Annotated in this window: 16 protein-coding genes and 1 tRNA gene; 14 read left to right on the top strand and 3 right to left on the bottom strand. The window is 70.6% G+C overall.

Annotated features, from left to right (window positions below):
• Window positions 1-93: 93 nt before the first annotated feature.
• On the bottom strand, window positions 94-894 hold the full coding sequence (locus tag ACF073_RS00500) for an FkbM family methyltransferase (protein WP_392065463.1): 801 nt from the start codon (window positions 892-894) through the stop codon (window positions 94-96).
• 150 nt (window positions 895-1044) lie between these two features.
• Here ACF073_RS00500 and ACF073_RS00495 point away from each other — a divergent pair, with 150 nt between their 5' ends.
• Both ACF073_RS00495 and ACF073_RS00490 read left to right on the top strand, forming a co-directional pair.
• Window positions 1045-1470: a hypothetical protein gene (locus ACF073_RS00495; RefSeq protein ID WP_392065461.1), complete on the top strand. Its 426-nt coding sequence runs from the start codon at window positions 1045-1047 to the stop codon at window positions 1468-1470.
• Entirely contained in the window at window positions 1401-1835 is a 435-nt protein-coding gene (locus tag ACF073_RS00490) for a nuclease-related domain-containing protein (protein WP_392065459.1), read from the top strand. Before ACF073_RS00495 ends, ACF073_RS00490 begins: the two co-directional genes overlap by 70 nt.
• A 28-nt stretch (window positions 1836-1863) precedes the next feature.
• Here the strand turns inward: ACF073_RS00490 and ACF073_RS00485 are convergent, their stop codons facing one another.
• Window positions 1864-2613, bottom strand: coding sequence for a hypothetical protein (locus tag ACF073_RS00485; protein ID WP_392065457.1), 750 nt, complete (start codon window positions 2611-2613; stop codon window positions 1864-1866).
• Window positions 2614-2851: 238 nt separating this feature from the next.
• Window positions 2852-2923: transfer RNA gene (locus ACF073_RS00480), tRNA-Arg, on the bottom strand.
• A gap of 166 nt (window positions 2924-3089) precedes the next feature.
• On the opposite strand from ACF073_RS00480, the gene ACF073_RS00475 reads away from it, so the two are divergent.
• From ACF073_RS00475 to ACF073_RS00420, 12 genes are all read left to right on the top strand, one after another.
• On the top strand, window positions 3090-3671 hold the full coding sequence (locus ACF073_RS00475) for a response regulator (RefSeq protein ID WP_392065455.1): 582 nt from the start codon (window positions 3090-3092) through the stop codon (window positions 3669-3671).
• A gap of 335 nt (window positions 3672-4006) precedes the next feature.
• Window positions 4007-5014 (top strand): ArgS-related anticodon-binding protein NrtL, encoded by a 1008-nt coding sequence (nrtL, locus tag ACF073_RS00470; RefSeq protein WP_392065453.1) that lies wholly within the window; start codon window positions 4007-4009, stop codon window positions 5012-5014.
• Window positions 5015-5070: 56 nt separating this feature from the next.
• On the top strand, window positions 5071-6462 hold the full coding sequence (gene lysA / locus ACF073_RS00465; protein WP_392065452.1) for a diaminopimelate decarboxylase: 1392 nt from the start codon (window positions 5071-5073) through the stop codon (window positions 6460-6462).
• A 154-nt stretch (window positions 6463-6616) separates the two neighbouring features.
• Window positions 6617-7909, top strand: coding sequence for a homoserine dehydrogenase (locus tag ACF073_RS00460; protein ID WP_392065450.1), 1293 nt, complete (start codon window positions 6617-6619; stop codon window positions 7907-7909).
• Window positions 7910-7915: 6 nt separating this feature from the next.
• Entirely contained in the window at window positions 7916-8974 is a 1059-nt protein-coding gene (gene thrC / locus ACF073_RS00455) for a threonine synthase (RefSeq protein ID WP_392065448.1), read from the top strand.
• Window positions 8975-9247: 273 nt separating this feature from the next.
• Entirely contained in the window at window positions 9248-10165 is a 918-nt protein-coding gene (thrB, locus tag ACF073_RS00450; protein WP_392065446.1) for a homoserine kinase, read from the top strand.
• Window positions 10166-10569: 404 nt separating this feature from the next.
• Complete coding sequence (gene rho / locus ACF073_RS00445) at window positions 10570-12615, top strand: transcription termination factor Rho (protein WP_392065444.1); 2046 nt, start codon at window positions 10570-10572, stop codon at window positions 12613-12615.
• Between the two features lie 362 nt (window positions 12616-12977).
• A complete protein-coding gene (locus ACF073_RS00440; protein WP_392065442.1) occupies window positions 12978-14108 on the top strand; it encodes an LCP family protein in 1131 nt (376 codons plus the stop codon).
• A gap of 178 nt (window positions 14109-14286) precedes the next feature.
• The gene (gene rpmE / locus ACF073_RS00435) at window positions 14287-14508 is read left to right on the top strand and encodes a 50S ribosomal protein L31 (protein WP_161291551.1); all 222 of its coding nucleotides are present in this window, start codon (window positions 14287-14289) and stop codon (window positions 14506-14508) included.
• 106 nt (window positions 14509-14614) lie between these two features.
• Entirely contained in the window at window positions 14615-15691 is a 1077-nt protein-coding gene (gene prfA / locus ACF073_RS00430) for a peptide chain release factor 1 (protein WP_392065441.1), read from the top strand.
• A gap of 35 nt (window positions 15692-15726) precedes the next feature.
• Window positions 15727-16572 (top strand): peptide chain release factor N(5)-glutamine methyltransferase, encoded by an 846-nt coding sequence (gene prmC, locus ACF073_RS00425; RefSeq protein WP_392065439.1) that lies wholly within the window; start codon window positions 15727-15729, stop codon window positions 16570-16572.
• Between the two features lie 52 nt (window positions 16573-16624).
• Entirely contained in the window at window positions 16625-17272 is a 648-nt protein-coding gene (locus ACF073_RS00420) for an L-threonylcarbamoyladenylate synthase (protein WP_392065437.1), read from the top strand.
• Window positions 17273-17313: the final 41 nt, after the last annotated feature.

Here is a 17313-nt window from a genome sequence, read left to right as displayed (position 1 = left end):
CCTGTTTGAGATCCCGTCCCCAAAGACCTGGCCGGCCGACGACAGTGCCGGACGGCACAGGGCCGTCATTCGCGAGCCCTGTCCGGCCGGCGGTCAGGGCCTGACCGCGAACACCATGCCGATGTCGCCGGCCTGCTGCACCGGGTCCTGCTCGGTGCTGACCGTGAAGCCGTGCGCGAGGAGGACCTCGCAGACCGTGTCGCGGTTCTGCTGCCAGCGCTCCACTTCGACCACGGCCTGGCGGACCAGCGGCCAATGCCGTTCCTCGATGCCTCTGAGCACATCGAGTTCGGCGCCTTCCACATCGACCTTGAGCAGGTCGATGTGGTCGATACCCTGCTCGTCGAGCACGGATGACAGGGGCCTGACCTTCACCCGGTGCGTCTCGAGCCGCAGCATCGCCCGCAGCTTGCGGCTGACGAGAAGGGCGAGGAGGGGAGCGGGTACGCGGCGCAGGACCGGCCCGAGGCCGCCCCGGCGGATCATTTCGACGACGCTGGCGGTGACCCGCCGCCGCTCGGCCTCGATGTTCCCTTGATCCCGCGAGGAGGACGAGAAGATCGTGGCGGCCGGGACATAGCTGAAATCGAGCTCGTCGTCACGGGACGCCAGGCCGTAAGGGAGCGCGGTCAGACGTCCGTCGAAGAATTCGCGGGCATTGCGTTCGAGCGTCGCGTGGAGTGGCGGAACCGGCTCGAAGGCGTAGATCCGCACGTCCCCGTCGAGCCGCTCATAGACGGCCGCCGAGAACACGCCGATGTTGGCACCCACGTCGAGCACCGTCGCGCCCGGCGCGCACGCGACGCCGTGGCTGAAGTAGCCGCCCACCTCCTTGCGCAGGAAGGACGCCTCCCAACGATTGATACTGTGCAGTTCAATCGTATTCATGGTCATGACAAGGTCATGTACCAGGATCGGAGCCAACAATCCAGCGCGCACGCTTCACTTCGGCCGCCCTGCGAGCGGCCGGCCGAACTGCCCCGCAGTCCCGCCCCTCGCCCTGCGGTCTTGTGGCCCCCTCCCGTTTGAGCACAGGGGGGCCTCGTGGAGCTGCACGTCACGCGCTGGAGGAAGTACGGGCACGACCGCCTGTACGCCAACCTGCCTGATGGCACCGCGGTCGGGTGGGCGGACGTCAGGACCGGGGGCATCACGGTATTACGAACCGAGCACCGCGACGACGTAACCGCCGCCCTGACAAGGCACTTACAGAACCTCACCGCGACGCTCTGGCCGGACAGGACACCCGAGGCCGAGGCCCGTCCCATGCTCCCGCCCCTGACGCCGGCCGACGACCTGGCCGTCAACCCTCCCGGGCAGTCCCTGCGCGACCTGCTTGACGAAGCCGGCCCGGGACTGATCGAGCGACTCGTCGCACGGCTTCTGCGGCGACCGACGGAATGGGACTCCTGGCGCAAGGGACTGGCGGGGTCCCCTTGTCCGGCAAAGTGGATGTCGATCACTTGCTGATCGGTCCTGGCGGGGTGTTCAGCATCAACACGAAACACCACCACAAGAAGGCCGTATGGGTCGGGGACGATTCCGTGAAAGTCGATCACGGGAAACCGGCGCCCTACGTACGCAAGAGCCGGGCGGAGGCCAATCGAGTGGTCCGAGTGCTTGAGCGCTACTGCGACTTTCCCGTACGGGTCCAGCCGGTGCTCGTCTTCGTCGGCGTCACCGAGCTGAAGGTGGTCGCTTCGCAGCTCGATGTCCGGGTGTACGAGGAACGCCAAGTGGCCTCCCTCGCCCCACTCTCAGGCGTACTCATGGCGGACCAGGTGGAGCAGGTGTACAGCGTGGCCCGCCATAGGCAGGCTTGGAGCAAGGCCTGATTCGGTACGCCTTGGCAAGGCGCGTGGTTCAGGCGTCCCAGCGGGTGGTGATGGCTTCCGCGACGCTGAAGAGCGCATCGCACTCCGCGCACTGTGCTGTGCCGAAAACGTAGGTCAACTTATGCGCGACACCGCTCTGGCCGTCGGCGAGCGCGCGACTGTGGAGTCTTCGGGCCAGCCCCTGCAGAGCTGAGGCGTCTGCGGGCTGCAACGGCATCTTCTTTACCGCAGTCTCATCCATGTACATGCTGTCCGCGGTCGAGAAGAAGCCGTACTCGCCGAGGACGATGAAGTTCTCCGTGCCGCAAAAAGGGCAGGGCACCTCGTATTCCTCGTCGTTCAGCCCGTCGAGCTGCTCGCCCCAGATCTCGACCCCCTCGAAGCTGATGAGCGCGGCCAGCAAGTAGACGTAAGTGCCAGGGTCGTCGCCGAGAGTCGGATCTCGAAGGGCTTCCTCTGTCAGTTGCGCCAGGTCGGCCATCTCCGAGGCGTAGGCAATGTGGGGATCTTGCTCGCCGTATGGCTGATCAGTGCTGGCCGCGATGGCGCCGGCCAGCACGAGTGGCATCTGCCTGTCCCCGGGTGACCATCGGCGTGCCATGTCGCGCAGAACCGGCAGGGCCGCGTGGCTTGCCGAGTAGACGGTGCCCTGATGGCACAGTCGGGACCAAAGGGCGGTCCAGCCTGGATCATTTGCTGCCGGGCTCACCGCGTTGAGCAAGCCGGGAATGTCTTCTGCCGAGCCGTAGGCGTGGTGGAGCCGGGACCAGTCCGTCATGTCAGCGATCCAAGCAGTCGGGCACAGCAGGCTGTACGGCTGGGGCCGCGCCCGTTGCCCTGCCACCACGGCAAGCCAAGCCGAGCGCCGGAAGGGGGAACGACCTGCGGCGGTGCTTCTAGATCCCGTCCACAGCCCGACATACGGCCGCCCTGCGCGGCAAGCACCTGCACATACGCGAAGACCCCGTCCGCAGCGAACACGCTGTCGGCGGGGTCTTCAGACACTCCATACGAAGTGCCCCCGGCAGGATTCGAACCTGCGCACACGGCTCCGGAGGCCGTTGCTCTATCCCCTGAGCTACGGGGGCGTGTCGGGCGCTGAGCTTCTCGCTCGCGGCGACGGGTAGAACATTAGCAGGTCCGGCGGGGTGATCAGGAACCCGTTTCCCCGGGTGAGGGTGGGCGGGTCCCCGGTAGGGGGTGGAAGTAGGGAAAACCCGGACGCGGTGGCCGGTCCGGACCTACTCTCGACGTGTGCCAGGCGCTTCGGGTCGGGTGCTTGTTGTGGACGACAACAAGGTCATCCGGCAGCTGATCAGGGTCAACCTCGAGCTGGAAGGGCTAGAGGTCGTGACCGCGGCCGATGGTGTCGAGTGCCTGGAAGTGGTGCATCAGGTGCGGCCCGACGTCGTGACGCTCGACGTCGTCATGCCCCGGCTCGACGGGCTGCGCACCGCCGCCAGGCTCCGGGCCGATCCTCGTACGCGCGATCTGCCGCTCGCCATCATCAGCGCCTGCACGCAGTACGAGGTCGAGACCGGGCTCGACGTCGGCGTGGACGCCTTTCTCGCCAAGCCCTTCGAACCCGCCGAGCTGGTGCGGCTCGTCATGGGCCTCATGGAGCGCCGGAGCGGGCAGGGCGAGCACGGAGGACGGGGTGGGCAAGGGGGTGGGGGCGGCCGCGGGGGAGACGGTGGCCGAGAACCCGGCGGGGGTGGTGACGGGGAGGCCGATGGTGACGAGGTTTCCCCCGGTCATGGCGTCTCGCCCGTCTCGCCTGCTTCATCTGCTTCGCCTGTCTCCCCTCATGACGGCGTCTCTCGCCGCACCGCATAACCCACCCACCACAGCCAGCGGTCCCGCCCCGAGCGTCCGTCTCCTCACCGCATATCCGCCCGTCTCCACGGCCAGCGTCCCCCGCAGCCGGAGCCTCCCTCGGACCGCACGCCGCCCCCCGCCGGGACGGCAGCCCCCGCACGTACCAGTCCCTCCCCGCGCCCCCGCCCCGCCCCTTAACGAACGCCCGCACCCCCGAGCCCCCCCGCCCCCACTCCAAACGCCCCGCCCCCGAGCACCCCCCCGCGTCACCCCCAACCAGTTCGCGTGCCCACCCCCCGCGTCACCCCCAACCAGTTAGCGTCCCCACCCCCCGCCTCCCCTACGCTTGTCCCGTGACCCCCGTCGAGCTGTCCCGCACCGTGTTGCACGCGGTGCGTCGTGCTGTCGATGACGGGGAGCTGAGTGTGACCGTGCCCGAGCGGGTCGTGGTGACCGAGCCGGGGCCCGGGGGGTGCGGGGACTTCGCGACCAACGTCGCGCTGCGGCTCGCGCGGCCGGCGGGGCAGCCGCCGCTGCGGGTGGCCGAGATCCTGCGGGACCGTCTCGCGGATGCCGCCGGGATCCGGGACGTCGTCGTCACCGGGCCCGGGTTCCTCAACATCAGCCTCGACGGCGAAGCCGATCCTGTCGCCGGGCTCGTGCGGGAGATCCGGGAGCGCGGCGCCCGGTACGGGCACGGGGACGCCCTGGCCGGTCAGGTCGTCGCGCTGCGCGTGCCGTACGAAGTGCGGGCCGAGGTCGTCGCCGACGCCGTCGTACGGATCGTCGGGACCCAGGGCGGGCGGGCCACCGTCGAGCACGGCGAGCCCGTCAATCTGCGGCCCGTGCCCGCGCCGGAGGACCCCGCCCCGCTCGGGCCCGACGCCGCCCGGTGGTCGCTGCTCCACCCCGCCCCGCACGACCGGCCCAGGATCACCGCCGATCATCTGGTCCAGCGCGAGGGCAACCCCCTCTTCCGCGTCCGGTACGCCCACGCCCGCGTCCGCTCCCTCAGCCGCAACGCCGCCCGCCTGGGATTCACCGCCGAGCCCGGGCCCCTCGACGCCGCCGCCGGCGAGCCCGGTGCCGTCGGTCCGTCCCCGAGCCCCCTTCTCACCCCCCTCGCCGACCACCCCCGCATCCTCGCCGCGGCCGCCATCCACCGTGCCCCGGACCGGGTCGCCCGGCATCTCGTCACCGTCGCCGATGCCGTGCTGACCCTGCTGCCTTTCGTGCTTCCCGTCGGTGAGGAGAAACCCTCGGCCGCCCACCGTGCCCGGCTGGCCCTCGCCGAAGCCGCTGGGACGGTGCTGGCCGGCGGCCTGTCCCTGCTCGGCATCGACGCACCCGAACATCTCTGAGGCGCCCCGAGAGCGATGCGCCCCGGAGAGAGACAGAGAGTCTGAGAGTCCACGTCATGAGCCGTTCCGCCCACCCCGCCGGGCCCCGCCACGCCGATGTCCTGCCCGAGGGGCACTACTCGGCACCGCCCGCCGACCTGAACGCCCTGGACCCCAAGGTCTGGGCGCAGACCGTCACGCGCGACGCCGACGGTGCCGTGACCGTCGGCGGTATCGAGGTCACCCGGCTCGCCGAGGAGTTCGGGACCCCGGCCTACATCCTCGACGAGGCCGACTTCCGGGCCCGCGCGCGTGCCTGGCGTACCGCGTTCGGTCCGGACGCCGACGTCTTCTACGCGGGCAAGGCCTTCCTCTCCCGCGCCGTCGTGCGGTGGCTGAACGAGGAGGGGCTCAACCTGGACGTGTGCTCGGGCGGTGAGCTGGCCACCGCGCTGAGCGCCGGCATGCCCGCCGAGCGCATCGCCTTCCACGGCAACAACAAGTCCGCCGAGGAGATCCACCGGGCCGTCAGCGAGGGCGTCGGGCGGATCGTCCTCGACTCCTTCCAGGAGATCGTGCGGGTCGCCCATGCGGCGCAGTCGCTCGGGAAGCGGCAGCGGGTCCAGATCCGGATCACCGTGGGTGTGGAGGCGCACACGCACGAGTTCATCGCCACCGCCCACGAGGACCAGAAGTTCGGGATCCCGCTCGCCGGCGGGCAGGCCGCCGAGGCCGTGCGGCGGGCCCTGCAGCTCGACGGGCTGGAGGTGATCGGGATCCACTCGCACATCGGGTCGCAGATCTTCGACATGTCCGGGTTCGAGGTCGCCGCCCACCGGGTGGTCGGGCTGCTGAAGGACATCCGGGACGAGCACGGTGTCGAGCTGCCCGAGATCGACCTCGGCGGCGGCCTGGGGATCGCCTACACCAGCGACGACGACCCCCGCGAGCCGCACGAGATCGCCAAGGCGCTCACCGAGATCGTCACGCGGGAGTGCGAGAGCGCGCGGCTGCGGACGCCGCGGATCTCCGTCGAGCCCGGCCGGGCCATCGTCGGGCCCACCGCCTTCACCCTGTACGAGGTCGGCACGGTCAAGCCGCTCGACGGCCTGCGCACCTACGTCTCCGTCGACGGCGGCATGTCGGACAACATCAGGACCGCGCTCTACGACGCCGAGTACAGCGTCGCTCTCGTGTCCCGGACCAGCGACGCCGCGCCCATGCTCGCCCGGGTCGTCGGCAAGCACTGCGAGAGCGGGGACATCGTGGTCAAGGACGCGTTCCTGCCGGCCGACCTGGCGCCGGGCGACCTGATCGCCGTACCGGCCACGGGCGCGTACTGCCGGTCCATGGCCAGCAACTACAACCATGTGCTCAGGCCGCCCGTCGTCGCCGTGCGCGACGGCGAGGCCCGGGTGATCGTCCGGCGGGAGACCGAGGAGGACCTCCTCCGTCTCGACGTCGGGTGACCTGCCCGCCCCCCAGACTCGGGGGTGGAAGATCTCCGGTCGGCCACCCCCGTACAAATGAAATAGATGTCTCACGATCCGGACGAAGGGTAGAAACTCCCGTCCGGTGAGTGAGACTGGTCCAACCGTAGACGGTATGAGGAAACGAGGTCGGATGATGCGTACGCGTCCGCTGAAGGTGGCGCTGCTGGGCTGTGGAGTGGTCGGCTCAGAGGTGGCGCGCATCATGACGACGCACGCCGACGACCTCGCCGCCCGGATCGGGGCCCCGGTGGAGCTTGCCGGCGTGGCCGTGCGGCGTCCCGGCAAGGTACGCGAGGGCATCGATCCGGCACTCGTCACCACCGACGCGACCGCCCTCGTCAAACGCGGGGACATCGACGTCGTCGTCGAGGTGATCGGGGGGATCGAGCCCGCCCGGACGCTCATCACCACCGCCTTCGCGCACGGCGCCTCCGTCGTCTCCGCGAACAAGGCGCTGCTCGCCCAGGACGGTGCCGCCCTGCACGCCGCCGCCGGTGAGCACGGCAAGGACCTCTACTACGAGGCCGCCGTCGCCGGCGCCATCCCGCTGATCCGGCCGCTGCGCGAGTCCCTCGCCGGCGACAAGGTGAACCGGGTGCTGGGCATCGTCAACGGCACCACCAACTTCATCCTCGACAAGATGGACAACTCGGGGGCGGGGTACCAGGAGGCCCTCGACGAGGCCACCGCCCTCGGGTACGCGGAGGCCGACCCGACCGCCGACGTCGAGGGCTTCGACGCCGCCGCCAAGGCCGCCATCCTCGCCGGGATCGCCTTCCACACGCGCGTGCGCCTCGACGACGTCTACCGCGAGGGCATGACCGAGGTCACCGCCGCCGACTTCCGCTCCGCCAAGGAGATGGGCTGCACCATCAAGCTGCTCGCCATCTGCGAGCGGGCCGCGGACGGGCAGTCCGTCACGGCGCGGGTGCACCCCGCCATGATCCCGCTGACCCATCCGCTGGCCTCCGTGCGCGGCGCGTACAACGCCGTCTTCGTGGAGAGCGACGCCGCCGGACAGCTCATGTTCTACGGCCCGGGCGCCGGCGGCTCGCCGACCGCCTCCGCCGTCCTCGGCGACCTCGTCGCCGTCTGCCGCAACCGGCTGGGCGGCGCCACCGGGCCCGGCGAGTCCGCCTACGCCGACCTGACCGTCTCCCCGATGGGCGAGGTCGTCACGCGCTACCACATCAGCCTCGACGTCGCGGACAAGCCGGGCGTGCTCGCCCAGGTCGCGACCGTCTTCGCCGAGCACGGGGTGTCGATCGACACCGTTCGGCAGCAGGGCAAGGACGGCGAGGCCTCCCTCGTCGTCGTCACCCACCGGGCCTCGGACGCCTCCCTCTCCGGGACCGTCGAGGCACTGCGCAAGCTCGACACCGTGCGGGGTGTCGCCAGCATCATGCGGGTTGAAGGAGAGTAACCAGCAATGACCCACCAGTGGCGCGGAATCATCGAGGAGTACCGGGACAGGCTTCCGGTGTCCGACACCACGCCGGTCGTGACGCTCCGCGAGGGCGGAACGCCTCTCGTGCCCGCACAGGTGCTCTCCGAGCGCACGGGCTGCGAGGTCCACCTCAAGGTGGAGGGCGCCAATCCCACCGGATCCTTCAAGGACCGCGGCATGACCATGGCCATCAGCAAGGCGAAGGAGGAGGGGGCGAAGGCGGTCATCTGCGCGTCGACCGGCAACACCTCCGCGTCCGCCGCCGCCTACGCCGTACGCGCGGGCATGGTCTCCGCCGTGCTCGTGCCGCAGGGCAAGATCGCCCTCGGCAAGATGGGCCAGGCCCTCGTGCACGGCGCGAAGATCCTCCAGGTCGACGGCAACTTCGACGACTGCCTCACCCTCGCCCGGGAACTGAGCGAGAACTACCCCGTGGCGCTCGTGAATTCGGTCAACCCGGTGCGCATCGAGGGGCAGAAGACGGCCGCCTTCGAGATCGTCGACATGCTCGGCGACGCGCCCGACATCCACGTCCTCCCGGTCGGCAACGCGGGCAACATCACCGCCTACTGGAGGGGCTACAAGGAGTACGCCGCCGACGGCATCTCCACGAGGACGCCCCGCATGTGGGGGTACCAGGCGTCCGGCAGCGCCCCGATCGTGCGCGGCGAGGTGGTCAAGGACCCGTCGACCATCGCCACCGCCATCCGCATCGGCAACCCCGCCTCCTGGCAGTACGCGCTGGCCGCGCGGGACGAGTCCGGCGGTGCCATCGACGAGGTGACGGACCGTGAAATCCTGCGCGCCTACCGGCTGTTGGCCGCGCAGGAGGGCGTCTTCGTGGAGCCCGCCTCCGCCGCCTCCGTGGCCGGTCTGCTCAAGGCGGCCGAACAGGGCAAGGTCGACCCGGGCCAGCGCATCGTGTGCACGGTCACCGGCAACGGCCTGAAGGACCCCGACTGGGCCGTCGCCGGCGCTCCGCAGCCGGTCACCGTCCCGGTCGACGCGGCCACCGCGGCCGAGCGCCTCGGCCTCGCCTGAGCGCCCCGGGATCCGGGAAGTCCCTGACAGGGTGCACAGGGGGCCTGCGACACGCATCGTGCGCCTCCTGTGCGCCCTATGTCGCCACAGAACCTTCCTTCGATAGGCTGTACTGAACCCGCCTACCGCATATGCCCGCGCGTATGGCACGGCGCCGCGCCGTCTCCGCGGCCCCACGGGTCCTTCGTACGTCATCGGATGTCCACCGGGTGGCCGTCGACCCCGTCGCACGTCACCCGACAGATCACGCAGCTCAAGGAGAGTCTTCGAGCGATGGCCGGTCCAGCCTTCCGCGCCGCCGCCGTCCGGGTGCGCACGCCCGCCACCAGCGCCAACATCGGCCCGGGTTTCGACGCCCTGGGCCTCGCGCTGGGGCTGTACGACGACGTGGTCGTCCGGGTGGCCGACTCCGGGCTGCACATCGACATCGCGGGTGAGGGCAGCGAGACCCTGCCGCGGGACGAGAGTCATCTCCTCGTCCGTTCCCTGCGCACCGCCTTCGATCTGCTGGGCGGACAGCCCCGCGGCCTGGAGATCGTGTGCGCGAACCGCATTCCGCACGGCCGGGGCCTGGGTTCCTCCTCCGCGGCCATCTGCGCCGGCATCGTCGCCGCCCGCGCCGTGACCATAGGCGGCGAGACCCGTCTGGACGACGCGGCGCTGCTGGAGCTGGCCACCGAGATCGAGGGCCATCCGGACAACGTGGCCGCCTGTCTGCTCGGCGGTTTCACCCTGTCCTGGATGGAGGCAGGCGCCGCCCGCGCCATCAGGATGGAGCCGAACCATTCCATCGTTCCGGTGGTTTTCGTGCCCGGGAAGCCGGTCCTCACCGAGACCGCGCGCGGTCTGCTCCCGCGCACCGTGCCGCACGTCGACGCCGCCGCCAACGCGGGCCGCGCCGCCCTGCTCGTCGAGGCCCTGACCAGGCGCCCCGAGCTGCTGCTGCCCGCCACCGAGGACCGCCTCCACCAGGAGTACCGCGCCCCGGCCATGCCGGAGAGCGCCGCGCTGGTCGAGCGGCTGCGCGCCGACGGCATCCCGGCCGTCATCTCGGGCGCCGGTCCCACCGTCATGGCCCTCGCCGACGCGGGGACCGCCGACAAGGTCGAAGCCCTTGCCGGCACCGACTGGGCCGCCAACCGGCTGAGCCTGGACGTGCAGGGAGCGAGCGTGCTGCCGCTTGCGACCTGACACACGGTTGCCGGATTTGGAGAGGGGGAATGTTTGTTGGATCCGGTAGTGTTAATCTCAAGTCTGCACCCGACCCCACCATGGCGAGGTGCCTCGTGTCCCCGTCCGGGACAGACATTCCTCCGGGAGTCTCCCGCGCCACTCCGTGTTCCTTGCGCCGTACCTGGGCAGTACGTCGTATGCGAACGCTGAGCGGGCCGCCGGGCACGCTCCGGAATCGGTGCTCCCACGCCACGTGACACCAGGTGCCACGACTCGCGGAAGCGCCATCACCGCACATTTTCTTCCGCCGCTTTGGCGGACCACCGCCCCGGCACGGTTCGCAGAAGACAGGACCGTAGCCGGACAGCACAACCGGTCGCCGAGCCAGACAGGCCGACGTCCGCTCCAGGGAAGGACCCTTCGTGAGCGACACCACCGATCTGATGGGCGCACGTGTCGAGGAGACCGCTGCCGCGCCCGCCACGGACGCCTCCGCGCCTGCCACCGGTGCCGGCTCCCGGCGGCGCCGTGGTACCGGCCTCGAGGGCATGGTGCTGGCCGAGCTGCAGCAGGTCGCCTCGGGCCTCGGGATCAGGGGCACCGCGCGGATGCGCAAGAGCCAGCTGATCGAGGTCATCAAGGAGGCGCAGGCCGCCGGGGGCGCCGCCCCCAAGGCAGCGTCCGCCCCCGCCGGGGACGCCACCGAGTCCAAGCCGAAGCGCCGGGCCACCTCCAAGGCCCGCACCGGCGAGGACACGGCGAAGAAGGCGGAGAAGACCGCCGAGGCGCCCGCCGAGAAGGCCGTGGCCCAGCAGCAGATCGAGATCCCCGGCCAGCCGGGCGGCGGCAACTCCCAGGTCGAGCGGGGCCGCGAGGCCGCCGGTGACGAGGCTCCGACCGAGCGCCGCCGTCGCCGTGCCACCGCCGACGCGGGCAGCCCGGCCGCGAGCGGTGCCGAGACCGTCGCCGCGGACGCCAAGGGCGAGACCAAGGCCGAGACGCAGGCCCAGCAGTCGCAGCAGGGCGAGGCCAAGGGCGACGCCGACGGCGAGGGCCGTGGCCGCCGTGACCGCCGTGAGCGCGGCCGGGACCGCGAGCGCGACCGTGACCGCGACCGCGACCGCCGCAACAAGGGCGACGAGCAGCAGGGCGGCCAGCAGCGTCAGTCGCAGGGCCAGCAGCAGGGCGGCGGCCGGCCGGACCGCCAGCAGCGCCCTGACGAGGACGGGGACGACTTCGATGGCGGCCGTCGTGGCCGCCGGGGCCGCTACCGCGACCGCCGTGGCCGTCGCGGCCGCGACGAGATCGCCGAGCCGCAGGTCGGCGAGGACGACGTCCTGATCCCGGTCGCGGGCATCCTGGACATCCTCGACAACTACGCGTTCATCCGGACCTCCGGCTACCTGCCCGGCCCGAACGACGTGTACGTCTCCCTCGCCCAGGTCCGCAAGAACGGTCTGCGCAAGGGCGACCACGTCACCGGTGCGGTCCGCCAGCCGAAGGAGGGCGAGCGCCGCGAGAAGTTCAACGCACTCGTCCGCCTGGACTCCGTCAACGGCATGGCCCCCGAACACGGCCGTGGCCGCCCGGAGTTCAACAAGCTGACCCCGCTCTACCCGCAGGACCGGCTCCGTCTGGAGACCGACCCGGGCGTGCTGACCACCCGCATCATCGACCTCGTGTCGCCGATCGGTAAGGGCCAGCGCGGTCTGATCGTGGCCCCGCCGAAGACCGGCAAGACCATGATCATGCAGGCGATCGCCAACGCGATCACCCACAACAACCCCGAGTGCCACCTGATGGTCGTCCTGGTCGACGAGCGTCCGGAAGAGGTCACCGACATGCAGCGGTCGGTCAAGGGCGAGGTCATCTCCTCGACCTTCGACCGTCCGGCCGAGGACCACACCACGGTCGCCGAGCTGGCCATCGAGCGCGCCAAGCGCCTGGTGGAGCTGGGCCACGACGTGGTCGTGCTGCTCGACTCGATCACGCGTCTCGGCCGTGCCTACAACCTGGCCGCGCCGGCCTCCGGCCGCATCCTGTCCGGTGGTGTCGACTCGACCGCGCTCTACCCGCCGAAGCGGTTCTTCGGTGCGGCGCGCAACATCGAGGACGGCGGCTCGCTGACCATCCTGGCCACGGCTCTCGTCGACACCGGCTCCCGCATGGACGAGGTGATCTTCGAGGAGTTCAAGGGCACCGGCAACATGGAGCTCAAGCTCGACCGGAAGCTCGCCGACAAGCGCATCTTCCCGGCGGTGGACGTGGACGCGTCCGGCACCCGCAAGGAAGAGATCCTGCTCGGCAACGAGGAGCTGGCCGTCGTCTGGAAGCTCCGCCGGGTGCTGCACGCGCTGGACCAGCAGCAGGCGATCGAGCTGCTTCTCGACAAGATGAAGCAGACCAAGTCGAACGTCGAGTTCCTGATGCAGATCCAGAAGACGACGCCGACGCCGGGCAACGACTGACGTCGCCCGCACCGCCGTGGCAGAGGCCGCTCCCGTGACCGGGGGCGGCCTTTGCGCTGGGCGGGCACGTGGCCCGCCACCCGGGGTCCGGCCGTGTCCTGTTCGAGATCTTTGCCACAAGGGTCCCGGTGGGCGCCGGGCGGCGGACAGACGAGCTGTGGGGTCGAATGCGCAGGTGAGCGCGGTACACCAGGAGCGGCCGACTACGCAGCGTGTCCATCGCCGTACGCGAGGGGCACTGTGCGTTGTGCAACCCTTTCCCGAGTTTCTCCGTCTGACCAGGCGGAGCGACGATGGAGCGGTGACAACCGCGTCCGACCCTGACAGCAGGGGGTATTCGACCGCCGAGACCTAGGAGCGATGTGGCCGCCGAGAGCACGCCGGAGCCCGTCATAACCGAGCCGGGCACGACCGGGCCCCGCCGCCGGAGCAAGGGGCGCCGGCGCAAGGCGCCCAGCACGGGGCGCAAGGCGTTGCGCGCGACCGCCTGGACGGCCGCGGGCGTGGTCGTCCTGGGCGGGGCCGGCGCCGGCTTCGTGTACTTCAAGCTCAACGGCAACATCCACAGCGTCGACATCAACCAGGCCCTCGGCGCCGACCGGCCCACGAAGGTCGACAACGGTTCCGAGAACATCCTGGTCCTCGGCTCGGACACCCGCTCCGGCAAGAACAAGAAGCTGGGCGGCGGCACGGACGACGGCAGCGCCCGCTCCGACACGGCGATGATCGTCCACGTGTACGAGGGCCACAAGAAGGCCAGCGTGGTCTCCATCCCCCGGGACACCCTCGTCGACCGCCCCCAGTGCACCGACACCCAGGGCACCGAGCACCCCGCCGCCTCCGGGGTGATGTTCAACGAGTCGTACTCCACCGGGGGCGCGGCCTGCGCGGTGAAGACCGTCGAGTCCATCAGCGGCATCCGAATGGACCACTACCTGGAAGTCGACTTCGAGGGCTTCCAGAAGCTCATCGACGACCTCGGCGGGGTCGACGTCACGACCACCAAGAGCATCCGCGACCCGCAGAGCCATCTGGACCTCAAGGCCGGCAAGCACAACCTCGACGGCGAGCAGGCCCTCGGCCTCGTCCGTACCCGGCACGGCGTGGGCGACGGCTCCGACCTCGGCCGCATCCAGCTCCAGCAGGCGTTCATCAAGGCGCTGATCGACCAGGTCAAGCACGTCGGCGTCTTCACGAACCCCAAGAAGCTGTACGACCTCGCCGACACCGCGACCAAGGCCGTCACCACCGACTCCGACCTCGGCTCGGTCAACTCCCTGATGGACTTCGCCGGCGGCCTCAAGGGCATCAGCTCGTCCCACATGAAGATGGTCACGATGCCCGTCGCCTACGACCCGGCCAACCCCAACCGGGTCCTGCTGGAGAAGGCCAAGGCCCAGCTGGTCTGGGACGCCCTGAAGGCCGACCGGCCGATCCCGAGGTCGGCGACCGAGGGCACCGCCACCGGCGAGGCCAAGGGCGTGGTGAGCTGACCCGCCAGGGGCGCTCACCCGCAGGCCCCGCCAGGGGCGCTCACCCGCAGGAATAGAACAACCGCACCCCCGGTTTGGGTGGATGGCCCCAGTCCTGGCAGACTGGTACGTCGGCTCCGGTTCACGCTTGCGCACTCCGCGACAGCGACCCGGCGCCCTCCCGAACCTAGGAGACACCTTGAAGCGCGACATCCACCCCGAGTACGTCGAGACGCAGGTCAGCTGCACCTGTGGCGCGTCGTTCACCACCCGTAGCACCATCGAGTCCGGCGCCATCCGGGCCGAGGTCTGCTCCGAGTGCCACCCGTTCTACACGGGCAAGCAGAAGATCCTCGACACCGGTGGCCGTGTGGCCCGCTTCGAGGCCCGCTTCGGCAAGGCCGCCGGCTCCAAGAAGTAGCGAGCCCCATTTCGCCGGTCCACGGCCACGCCCTCGCGGGGGTGTGCCCGGGACCGGCGTTTTTGGTCGCCCGCCCTTCCCCTTCACCGCAGTACAGGAGCCCAAGATGTTCGAGGCCGTCGACGAACTCGTCGTCGAACACGCCGATCTGGAGAAGAAGCTCGCCGACCCGTCGGTCCACGCCGACCAGGCCAACGCGCGCAAGCTGAACAAGCGCTACGCCGAGCTGACCCCGATCGTCGCCACGTACCGTTCCTGGAAGCAGACCGGCGACGACATCGAGACCGCCCGCGAGTTCGCGGCCGACGATCCCGACTTCGCCGCCGAGGTGAAGGACCTGGAGAAGCAGCGCGAGGAGCTGACCGAGAAGCTGCGCCTGCTGCTCGTCCCGCGCGACCCCAGCGACGACAAGGACGTCATTCTGGAGATCAAGGCGGGCGCGGGCGGCGACGAGTCGGCGCTGTTCGCCGGCGACCTGCTGCGGATGTACCTGCGCTACGCGGAGCGCGTCGGCTGGAAGACCGAGATCATCGACGCGACCGAGTCCGAGCTCGGCGGCTACAAGGACGTCCAGGTCGCCGTGAAGACCAAGGGCGGCCAGGGCGCCACCGAGCCCGGCCAGGGCGTCTGGGCGCGGCTGAAGTACGAGGGCGGTGTGCACCGCGTGCAGCGCGTGCCGGCCACCGAGTCGCAGGGCCGCATCCACACCTCGGCGGCCGGCGTCCTCGTCACGCCGGAGGCGGAGGAGGTCGACGTCGAGATCAACCAGAACGACCTCCGCATCGACGTCTACCGCTCCTCGGGACCGGGCGGCCAGTCCGTCAACACCACCGACTCCGCCGTGCGCATCACGCACCTGCCGACCGGAGTCGTCGCCTCCTGCCAGAACGAGAAGAGCCAGCTGCAGAACAAGGAGCAGGCACTGCGTATCCTGCGCTCCAGGCTGCTCGCCGCGGCGCAGGAGGAGGCGGAGAGGGAGGCGGCCGACGCGCGCCGCAGCCAGGTCCGCACCGTCGACCGCTCCGAGAAGATCCGCACCTACAACTTCCCGGAGAACCGTCTCTCGGACCACCGCGTCGGCTTCAAGGCGTACAACCTGGACCAGGTCCTGGACGGTGACCTCGACGCGGTGATCCAGGCCTGCGTCGACGCCGACTCGGCGGCGAAGCTCGCCGCCGCGTAAGACCCGTACGCACGAGTACGACACGGAGGACTCGCGTGAACCTGCTGCTCGCCGAGGTGGCCCAGGCCACCCAGCGGCTGGCCGACGCCGGCGTGCCCTCGCCGCGCACCGACGCGGAGGAGCTGGCCGCGTTCGTGCACGGCGTGAAGCGCGGCGCACTGCACTCCGTGAAGGACGCCGACTTCGACGCCCGGTACTGGGAGGTCATCGCCCGGCGCGAGCAGCGCGAGCCGCTGCAGCACATCACCGGGCGGGCCTACTTCCGGTACCTGGAGCTCCAGGTCGGCCCCGGGGTGTTCGTGCCCCGGCCGGAGACCGAGTCCGTGGTCGGCTGGGCCATAGACGCCGTGCGCGCCATGGATGTCGTCGAGCCCTGCATCGTCGACCTGTGCACCGGCTCGGGCGCCATCGCGCTGGCCCTCGCCCAGGAGGTCCCGCGCTCCCGGGTGCACGCCGTGGAGCTGTCCGAGGACGCCCTGGTGTGGACCCGCAAGAACATGGCGGGGTCCAGGGTCGACCTGCGCCAGGGCGACGCCCTGTCCGCCTTCCCCGACCTGGACGGCCAGGTCGACCTGGTCATCTCCAACCCGCCCTACATCCCGCTCACCGAGTGGGAGTACGTCGCCCCCGAGGCCCGTGACTACGACCCGGAGCTGGCGTTGTTCTCCGGCGAGGACGGACTCGATCTCATCCGGGGCATCGAGCGCACCGCGCACCGGCTGCTGCGCCCCGGCGGAGTCGTCGTGATCGAGCACGCCGACACCCAGGGCGGCCAGGTGCCGTGGATCTTCACCGAGGAGCGGGGCTGGGCCGACGCGGCGGACCACCCCGACCTCAACAACCGGCCACGCTTCGCCACCGCCCGCAAGGCGCTGCCGTGACCACCCCGCAGACTTCGACCCCGCAGTACGTGTACGAGGAGGCCCGCTAGACATGGCACGGCGATACGACACCAACGACGTGACCGACCGCGTGACGGGTCTGCGCGAAGCCGCGTCCGCCGTCCGCCGGGGCGAGCTGGTGGTGCTGCCGACCGACACGGTGTACGGCATCGGCGCCGACGCGTTCTCCTCGGAGGCGGTCTCCGATCTGCTCGCCGCCAAGGGCCGGGGCCGCAACATGCCCACGCCCGTCCTCATCGGCTCCCCGAACACCCTGCACGGCCTGGTCACGGACTTCTCCGAGCTGGCCTGGGAGCTGGTCGACGCGTTCTGGCCGGGCGCCCTGACCCTCGTCGCGAGGCACCAGCCGTCCCTGCAGTGGGACCTCGGGGACACCCGGGGCACGGTCGCCGTGCGCATGCCGCTGCACCCGGTCGCCATCGAGCTGCTCACCGAGGTCGGCCCGATGGCCGTCTCCTCGGCGAACCTGACGGGACACCCGGCGCCGGAGGACTGCGACGCCGCCCAGGGCATGCTCGGCGACTCCGTCTCCGTCTACCTCGACGGCGGCCCCACCCCGGGCAACGTGCCGTCCTCCATCGTGGACGTCTCCCGCGAGGTGCCGCTGCTGCTGCGCGAGGGCGCGATCTCCCCGGAGGAGCTGCGCAAGGTCGTACCCGACCTTGAGGTGGCGAATTGACGGCCCCCAAGTCCCCTGAGTCCCCCGAACTCCCGGAGTCG

It is taken from the genome of Streptomyces sp. NPDC015171, assembly GCF_043079545.1.
Classification (GTDB): domain Bacteria; phylum Actinomycetota; class Actinomycetes; order Streptomycetales; family Streptomycetaceae; genus Streptomyces.
This window is presented reverse-complemented; position numbering and strand designations above follow the sequence as displayed.

Coding starts and splice junctions, on each gene's coding strand:
- ACF073_RS00490 (WP_392065459.1), top strand. CDS start 1,401: ATGGGACTCCTGGCGCAAGGGACTGGCGGGGTCCCCTTGTCCGGCAAA.
- lysA (WP_392065452.1), top strand. CDS start 5,071: ATGAGCCGTTCCGCCCACCCCGCCGGGCCCCGCCACGCCGATGTCCTG.
- ACF073_RS00500 (WP_392065463.1), bottom strand. CDS start 894: ATGACCATGAATACGATTGAACTGCACAGTATCAATCGTTGGGAGGCG.
- ACF073_RS00420 (WP_392065437.1), top strand. CDS start 16,625: ATGGCACGGCGATACGACACCAACGACGTGACCGACCGCGTGACGGGT.
- thrB (WP_392065446.1), top strand. CDS start 9,248: ATGGCCGGTCCAGCCTTCCGCGCCGCCGCCGTCCGGGTGCGCACGCCC.
- ACF073_RS00460 (WP_392065450.1), top strand. CDS start 6,617: ATGATGCGTACGCGTCCGCTGAAGGTGGCGCTGCTGGGCTGTGGAGTG.
- prfA (WP_392065441.1), top strand. CDS start 14,615: ATGTTCGAGGCCGTCGACGAACTCGTCGTCGAACACGCCGATCTGGAG.
- thrC (WP_392065448.1), top strand. CDS start 7,916: ATGACCCACCAGTGGCGCGGAATCATCGAGGAGTACCGGGACAGGCTT.
- ACF073_RS00485 (WP_392065457.1), bottom strand. CDS start 2,613: ATGACGGACTGGTCCCGGCTCCACCACGCCTACGGCTCGGCAGAAGAC.